Source organism: Caulobacter sp. SSI4214 (assembly GCF_012184455.1).
GTDB classification, from domain to species: domain Bacteria; phylum Pseudomonadota; class Alphaproteobacteria; order Caulobacterales; family Caulobacteraceae; genus Caulobacter; species Caulobacter vibrioides_E.
In genome coordinates this window covers 1-6,044 of record NZ_SZWJ01000142.1, presented here as the reverse complement: position 1 = coordinate 6,044, position 6,044 = coordinate 1, and the positions used below count along the sequence as shown (strand labels likewise).

Genomic DNA, 6,044 nt, shown 5'->3' with positions numbered 1-6,044 from the left:
GGCGCCGTCCTGACCGCGCAGAACCGGCGAGCCCTCGCCGCTCGACGCTTCGCCGGACGACGGCAGAGGCGCGGCTTCCGGCTCGATCACGGCCATCGGATCGCGGTCGCCGCGCGGCTGCCAGTCACGGTCGCGGTCACGATTGCGGTCCCGGCGGCGACGACCCTCGCGGTATTCGCCCTCGGCCTGCGGCTGGTCGCCCTCGGCGGCCGGACGCTCCTCGCGCGGACGATCATCACGCGGACGGTCGTCACGATCGCGGAAACGCTCCTCGCGGGGACGGTCGTCACGCGGACGGTCATCACGGGGGCGGTCATCCCGATTGCGGTCGCGGTCGTCGCGGTCGCGCCAGCGGTCGCGGCGGCCTTCGCCGTCGCGGTTGTCGCGGTTGCGATCACGGTCGCGGTTGTCGAAGTTGCGGTCGCGGTCACGGTTACGATCGCGGTCGCGGCCCTCGAACCGGTCGCGGCGTTGTTCGCCGCCTTCGCCGCCCTCTCCGCCTTCGCCCTGCCCGTCGGCCGCGGCCGGCGTCTCGACGGCCTCGACCTCTTCGGGCTCGGCCTCGAAGTCGATCTCGTAGGCGGCGTAGACGTCCTTGCCGACGATGTCGGCCACCGGACGATTCGGCTGAATGGCGCGCAGGACGCGGAAATAGTGCTCGGCGTGCTGCAGATAGTTCTCGGCCAGCACGCGGTCGCCGGACGACGACGCGTCGCGGGCCAACTGCTGGTACTTCTCGTAGACGCTCTGGGCGGCGCCGCGCACCTTCACGCCTTCGGGCCCGTTCGAGTCGAACGCGCGGTTGGCGTTGTGCTGCTGAGGCTTGCCACCGCTTCCGCCGCGATTATTGCGACCGCGTTGGCGCTTCATGCCCTTGAAATCTCTCATGTTCTCTTCTGAACCTGTCCGGAGGTCAGTCTTGCGCTGGCGCGTCCGGCCTTGTTGGTCTCTGGGCGGGTCGAACCCTGGTTAGGTTTCAGAGACACGGGTTTCCGTAGAGCCCCCGCCCTGTCTTTCGGCGCGGCGACCGGCGGACCGGGCGCGCCTGCCGGGGGAGCCTCGCAAGCGTCTGCGACGCCCGCTTTTCCCGTCACCCGGCGATTTGGAAGGAGACAAGACTCGTCTAGCGGTTCACGCCCCGGTTTCCAAGGGATTTTTCACCCCGACGACCACGCGGTCGTAGGTCGACAGATCCTTGACCGTCCGCACCTCGCGGGCGCCCGCGTCGCGGAACAGCGCCTCGACGGCCTGGGACTGATCGTGACCGATCTCGACCGCGAACATGCCGGCGGGCTTCAGCACCCGCAGGATTTCCGGCGCCAGCAGGCGGTAGGCGTCCAGGCCATCGGCCCCGCCGTCGAGCGCCAGACGCGGCTCGTGGTCGCGAACCTCGGGCTCCAGGGTCTCGATCACCGCCGTAGGAATATAGGGCGGGTTGGAGACGACCAGGTCGAAACTCGCGTCGCCCAGCCCGGCCGTCCAGTCGCCGCGCAGCAGGGCGGCGCGGCCGTCGAGGTTCAGGTTGGCGGCGTTGTCGCGCGCCACGGCCAGGGCCTCGTCGGAGGCGTCGACCCCCAGACCCTTGGCCGCCGGCCGCTCGGCCAGCACCGCCAGCAGGATCGTGCCCGAGCCCACGCCCAGGTCCAGCATCGAGAACGGCATGGCCTCGGGGAAGGCCTTCAGCACCTCGTCGACGATCACCTCCGTCTCGGGACGCGGCGTCAGCACGTTCTTGTTCACCTGTAGCAGGATCTTCCAGAAGCCCTTGCGGCCGATGATGTGGCTGACCGGCTCGCGCTTGGCGCGGCGGTCCAGATAGTCGTTCAGCGTGGCGACCTGCTCGGCGGTCAGTTCGCGATAGGGATCGGTGACGATCTCGGTGCGGGTGACGCCGGCGGCCACCTCCAGCATCAGGCGCGCGTCGATCGACGGCTGATCGATGCCGGCGTCCTTCAGACGATCCTTGGCGGCGGTCCAGGCTTTGACGAGGGTCAGGGTCATGGCGGGGATTTAGCGGGTTAAGCGGAAGGAGGCGAGATTGAAAGAGGTACCAGTTTTTGGTATTTTCGACGACATGGCCAGTAAGAACACCTCCGTCACCCTGGGCGATCACTTCCAGACCTTCATCGACGATCAGCTCGCGGCGGGGCGTTATGGCTCGGCCAGCGAGGTGATCAGGGCCGGTCTTCGCCTGCTGGAGGAGAATGAAGCCAAACTGGCGGCCCTGCGGTCCGCCCTGGTCGAGGGCGAGGAAAGCGGCTTCATCGACGATTTCGATTTTGACGCCTTCATCGACGAAAAAGCGCGGGCTTCAGCGCCCCCGGGTTTCCACGAGGAATGAAACCCTATCGGCTATCGCGTCGCGCCAAAGCCGACCTCGACGACATCTGGAGCTATTCGGAACATCGTTGGGGCTCCCGGCGCGCCGCGGACTATTTGCGCGAGATCCAAGCCGTGATCGAGATGATCGCCGAACGTCCGGACCTCGGATGGCCGGACGACAGCCTTCGTCCCGGCTATCGGCGACGAACCGCAGGCTCGCATGTGATCTTCTATCGCATCGGCGTCGGGGTCGAGATCGTCCGTGTGCTGCACCAAAGCATGAACGCCAGAGCCCATCTCGGCTGAGGCCTAATCCACCGCCGCCACATCGCCCTCGGCCACCGCGCCGCCCTCGGTGACGTTCACATAGACGCCGCAGAACATGTGGCCGTAGTGGTCGAACAGCGCCTTGACCACCTCGACATCCCGCTCGGCCGTGGTCGGATCGACATGGGTGGCGGCGCAGCGGACGATGGGCTTGAGGACCTCGGCCCCGGCGGCGCCGATCGTCATGCTTCTGCCGGTCCAGTCGTTCTCGACCCAGGCCGGCCAGCCCTCGACATAGAGATTGGCGCGAAAGCGCAGCGGATCCAGGGGTCGGCCGACGCGCTGAGATAGATCGCGGACGCTGGCCAGGTTGACGATCGAGACATAGCCGGAGCGGCTGTCCATGAACCGGTGCGCGCCCGGCCCCTCGATCACCTTCAGCGGCCCCGAGACGGCCTCGCCCAGCAGGTCGGCGAGCCAGGCCGCGAAGCCGGCGCGCCCCTCGGCCGTCCTCAGGTCGCCGGCGAAATCGGGACGGCCCTCGGCGCGGGCGCTGAACACGCCGCGGGCTTCGTCATAGGCGGTACGGGCCTTGGCGACGGCCGGGATCTTGGCCAGCACCGCGAACTTCATCTTCGAAAGGTGGTTCGGCGCGGCGGGATCGAAGCCGCTGGGGCCATCCTCGACGGCGAACAGGCGGTCGCACGGAAAGCACAGCCCCGCCGCGAGCTCGGCGGCCTTCAGGCGCTCGGGCGTGAACCCCTTGACGGGGTGGCGATACAGCGAGGCGATCCGGGCGTGCATGGCCGAAACATCGGCGCTGACCGCCGCCATGGCAAGGCTTGGCGGAACGGAGCGCGGACGTCCGGGTTTTTCCAGGCCTGGAGGGCGAACCATGGCCGACGCGCCCAAGCGTCCGATCCTTTCGTGGCTGAAGTCGCGTCCGTACCATCTGACGCCGTGGATCGTGCTGCTGGCCGCCGCGCCCTTCGCCCTGCCTCGGCCTCGGCCCGCGCGGGACGAGCTCAAGGCGCCCTTGCCCGGCCTTTCCGAGGACCGCGCCATGCCGCCCGACGCGTTCGACGCGGCCGAGCCGGGGCGGGGCCGCGCCGCCGACCGCCCGACCAAGATCCCGTTGCTCGGCTGGCGTGACATCCTGTGGCGCACCGTCGCCGAGATCGGCGCCGATCGCCTGCCCGCCGTGGCCGGGGGCGTGACCTTCTACACCCTGCTGGCGCTGATCCCCGCGATCGGCGCCTTCGTCTCCCTCTATGGCCTGTTCGCGGACATCGGCGAGGTGGAGAAGCAGCTGCGCGGCATGGCCGGGGTCTTTCCGCCCAGCGTCATCCAGATCGTCGGCGACCAGATGACCCGCTTGGCCGAGCAGAAGAGCGGCAAGCTGGGCGTCGCCTTCGCCGCCTCGCTGCTGCTGTCGGTGTGGAGCGCCAACGCCAGCATGCGCGCCCTCTTCGACGGCCTGAACATCGCCTATGACGAGGACGAGAAACGGCCGCTGACGCGGCGCATCCCGATGACCTACGGCTTCACCTTCTGCGCCCTGGCCTATGCGGTCGTGGCGGCGGGCGCGCTGATCGCGACGCCGCTGGCGCTGAAGATGGCGCGGCTGTCGGTGCTGGAGCCGATCCTGGCCCCGGTGCGCTGGATGGGGGTGCTGGCCATGACCGCCACGGCCTTCGCCTTGCTCTATCGCTTCGGACCCAGCCGGACCAAGGCGCGCTGGCGATGGATCTGGATCGGCGCGGCCTTCGCGGCGACCGCCTGGCTGGGCGGGTCGCTGGGCTTTTCGGTCTATCTCAGCCAGATCGCCCATTATGACGTCACCTATGGCGCGCTCGGCGCGGTGATCGCCTTCATGGTCTGGGTGTGGTTCTCGATCATGGCCATCCTGGTCGGCGCGGAGCTGAACGCCGAGATCGAACACCAGACCGCCGTCGACACCACCACCGGTCCGCCCCAGCCGATGGGCGCGCGCGGGGCGGCGATGGCCGACACGGTGGGCGTGGCCTTTCATCCCTGGGAGATGATCCAGCGCGAAACCGGCGGCGTCCGGCGCATGGCGCGGGGGGCGTGGAAGCGGATCCGGCGCTGATCATTGTTCGGATTGACGCCGGGAATCGGCTTGTGACGCGCGGACGCCCTTTCTAGCCTTCGCCCCTCGCCATCGAAGGCCCGTCCATGCCGCTTCTCGCCCCCTGTCAGGATCACGAACTGGCCGATCTCGCCGCGCTGGTGAACTCGGCCTATCGCGGGGAGCTGGCGGAAAAGGGCTGGACCAGCGAGAGTTCTCTGCTGGGCGGCCAGCGCACCGACGAAGCATCCCTGCGCGCCGACCTCGCCGCCCATCCGGGCTCAACGCTGCTGACCCTGCGCGACGCCGAGGGCGACAAGCCCCACGCCTGCGTCTGGCTGCAACCGTCGGAGGGCGACGCCTGGTATGTGGGCATGGTCACCGTCTCGCCCTTGCGCCAGGCCGGCGGCATCGGCCGCGCCCTGCTGGAGGCCGCCGAAGCCTACGCCCGCGCGCGCGGCGGCAAGAGCATGGAGATGACCGTCATCTCGGTCCGCGACACCCTGATCGCGTGGTACGAGCGCCGCGGCTACCGCCTGACCGGCGCCACCGAGCCCTTCCCCTATGGCGACGAACGCTTCGGCGTCCCTCAGCGCGACGACCTGCATTTCGTCATCCTGGAAAAGGCGCTGTAGAGGCGCTAAGGTGCGGGGGACACGCCGCTCTCGGCGAGGAACTCCCATGCATCGCTACATCCTGACCGGCGCTCCGGGCGCGGGCAAAACCGTGCTGCTGCGCGCCCTCGAACGCGCGGGCCACACGGTGGTCGAAGAGGCCGCCACCGACGTCATCGCCCTGGCCCAGGCCGAGGGCGTGGCCGAGCCCTGGACCGATCCGGGCTTTATCGACGCGATCGTCCGCCTGCAGATCCAGCGTCAGGCCCGCGCCGTCGGCGATCCAATCTTCTTCGACCGCTCGCCGATCTGCGCCCTGGCCCTGGCGCGGTTCCTCGATCATCCGGTCTCGCCCCTGCTTCGCCAGGAACTCGAGCGCATCGCGGAGCAAGGCGTCTACCAGCGGCGGGCGTTCCTGGTGCGAGGACTGGGGTTCGTCACGCCAACGGCCGCGCGCCGGATTAGTCTGGAGGACGCCATCCGCTTCGAGGCCCTGCACGAAGCGACCTATCGGGAGCTGGGCTACGCGCTCCATGCGATCGAGGCGGAATCGGTGGCGCGAAGGGTGGCGAGCATTCTTGAGACTCGACCCTAGCGCGAGCCTCCCTAGACCACCGCTCGGGAGCGCTCGGCGACCTCGCTGGACAGCGCGCCGGCGACGACCTCGAGCGCGCCTTTCAGGGTCTCGCGATCGGGCGCCGCGCCCAGGCAGACCCGCACGCCGCTTCACCTTCGAAAGCCAGGCGCGTTTC

The 6,044-nt window shown here is 69.0% G+C and carries 8 protein-coding genes; 5 read left to right on the top strand and 3 right to left on the bottom strand.

Annotated features, from left to right (window positions below):
- A partial coding sequence (locus tag FCU40_RS22225) for a DUF4167 domain-containing protein (RefSeq protein ID WP_168077970.1) occupies positions 1-888 on the bottom strand: 888 nt, incomplete at its 3' end.
- A gap of 243 nt (positions 889-1,131) precedes the next feature.
- Positions 1,132-2,001, bottom strand: coding sequence for a peptide chain release factor N(5)-glutamine methyltransferase (gene prmC, locus FCU40_RS22220; protein WP_168077968.1), 870 nt, complete (start codon positions 1,999-2,001; stop codon positions 1,132-1,134).
- 73 nt (positions 2,002-2,074) lie between these two features.
- Between prmC and FCU40_RS22215 the strand changes: the two genes are divergently transcribed.
- Positions 2,075-2,341 (top strand): type II toxin-antitoxin system ParD family antitoxin, encoded by a 267-nt coding sequence (locus FCU40_RS22215; protein WP_168077966.1) that lies wholly within the window; start codon positions 2,075-2,077, stop codon positions 2,339-2,341.
- The gene (locus FCU40_RS22210) at positions 2,338-2,628 is read left to right on the top strand and encodes a type II toxin-antitoxin system RelE/ParE family toxin (protein ID WP_168077964.1); all 291 of its coding nucleotides are present in this window, start codon (positions 2,338-2,340) and stop codon (positions 2,626-2,628) included. Before FCU40_RS22215 ends, FCU40_RS22210 begins: the two co-directional genes overlap by 4 nt.
- A 3-nt stretch (positions 2,629-2,631) precedes the next feature.
- Here the strand turns inward: FCU40_RS22210 and FCU40_RS22205 are convergent, their stop codons facing one another.
- Positions 2,632-3,393, bottom strand: coding sequence for an MOSC N-terminal beta barrel domain-containing protein (locus tag FCU40_RS22205; protein ID WP_168077972.1), 762 nt, complete (start codon positions 3,391-3,393; stop codon positions 2,632-2,634).
- A gap of 91 nt (positions 3,394-3,484) precedes the next feature.
- Between FCU40_RS22205 and FCU40_RS22200 the strand changes: the two genes are divergently transcribed.
- The 3 genes from FCU40_RS22200 to FCU40_RS22190 all read left to right on the top strand — a co-directional run bounded on the left by FCU40_RS22200 (position 3,485) and on the right by FCU40_RS22190 (position 5,887).
- A complete protein-coding gene (locus tag FCU40_RS22200; protein WP_168077962.1) occupies positions 3,485-4,699 on the top strand; it encodes a YihY/virulence factor BrkB family protein in 1,215 nt (404 codons plus the stop codon).
- An 86-nt stretch (positions 4,700-4,785) separates the two neighbouring features.
- Positions 4,786-5,313, top strand: a complete 528-nt coding sequence (locus FCU40_RS22195; protein ID WP_168077960.1) for a GNAT family N-acetyltransferase — start codon at positions 4,786-4,788, stop codon at positions 5,311-5,313.
- Between the two features lie 46 nt (positions 5,314-5,359).
- Positions 5,360-5,887: an AAA family ATPase gene (locus tag FCU40_RS22190; protein WP_168077958.1), complete on the top strand. Its 528-nt coding sequence runs from the start codon at positions 5,360-5,362 to the stop codon at positions 5,885-5,887.
- The last annotated feature ends 157 nt before the right edge of the window (positions 5,888-6,044 follow it).

Excerpts from the sequence above, each read along its gene's own strand:
- FCU40_RS22190 (WP_168077958.1), top strand. The coding sequence starts at position 5,360 with ATGCATCGCTACATCCTGACCGGCGCTCCGGGCGCGGGCAAAACCGTG.
- FCU40_RS22215 (WP_168077966.1), top strand. The coding sequence starts at position 2,075 with ATGGCCAGTAAGAACACCTCCGTCACCCTGGGCGATCACTTCCAGACC.
- FCU40_RS22195 (WP_168077960.1), top strand. The coding sequence starts at position 4,786 with ATGCCGCTTCTCGCCCCCTGTCAGGATCACGAACTGGCCGATCTCGCC.
- FCU40_RS22210 (WP_168077964.1), top strand. The coding sequence starts at position 2,338 with ATGAAACCCTATCGGCTATCGCGTCGCGCCAAAGCCGACCTCGACGAC.
- FCU40_RS22200 (WP_168077962.1), top strand. The coding sequence starts at position 3,485 with ATGGCCGACGCGCCCAAGCGTCCGATCCTTTCGTGGCTGAAGTCGCGT.
- prmC (WP_168077968.1), bottom strand. The coding sequence starts at position 2,001 with ATGACCCTGACCCTCGTCAAAGCCTGGACCGCCGCCAAGGATCGTCTG.
- FCU40_RS22205 (WP_168077972.1), bottom strand. The coding sequence starts at position 3,393 with ATGCACGCCCGGATCGCCTCGCTGTATCGCCACCCCGTCAAGGGGTTC.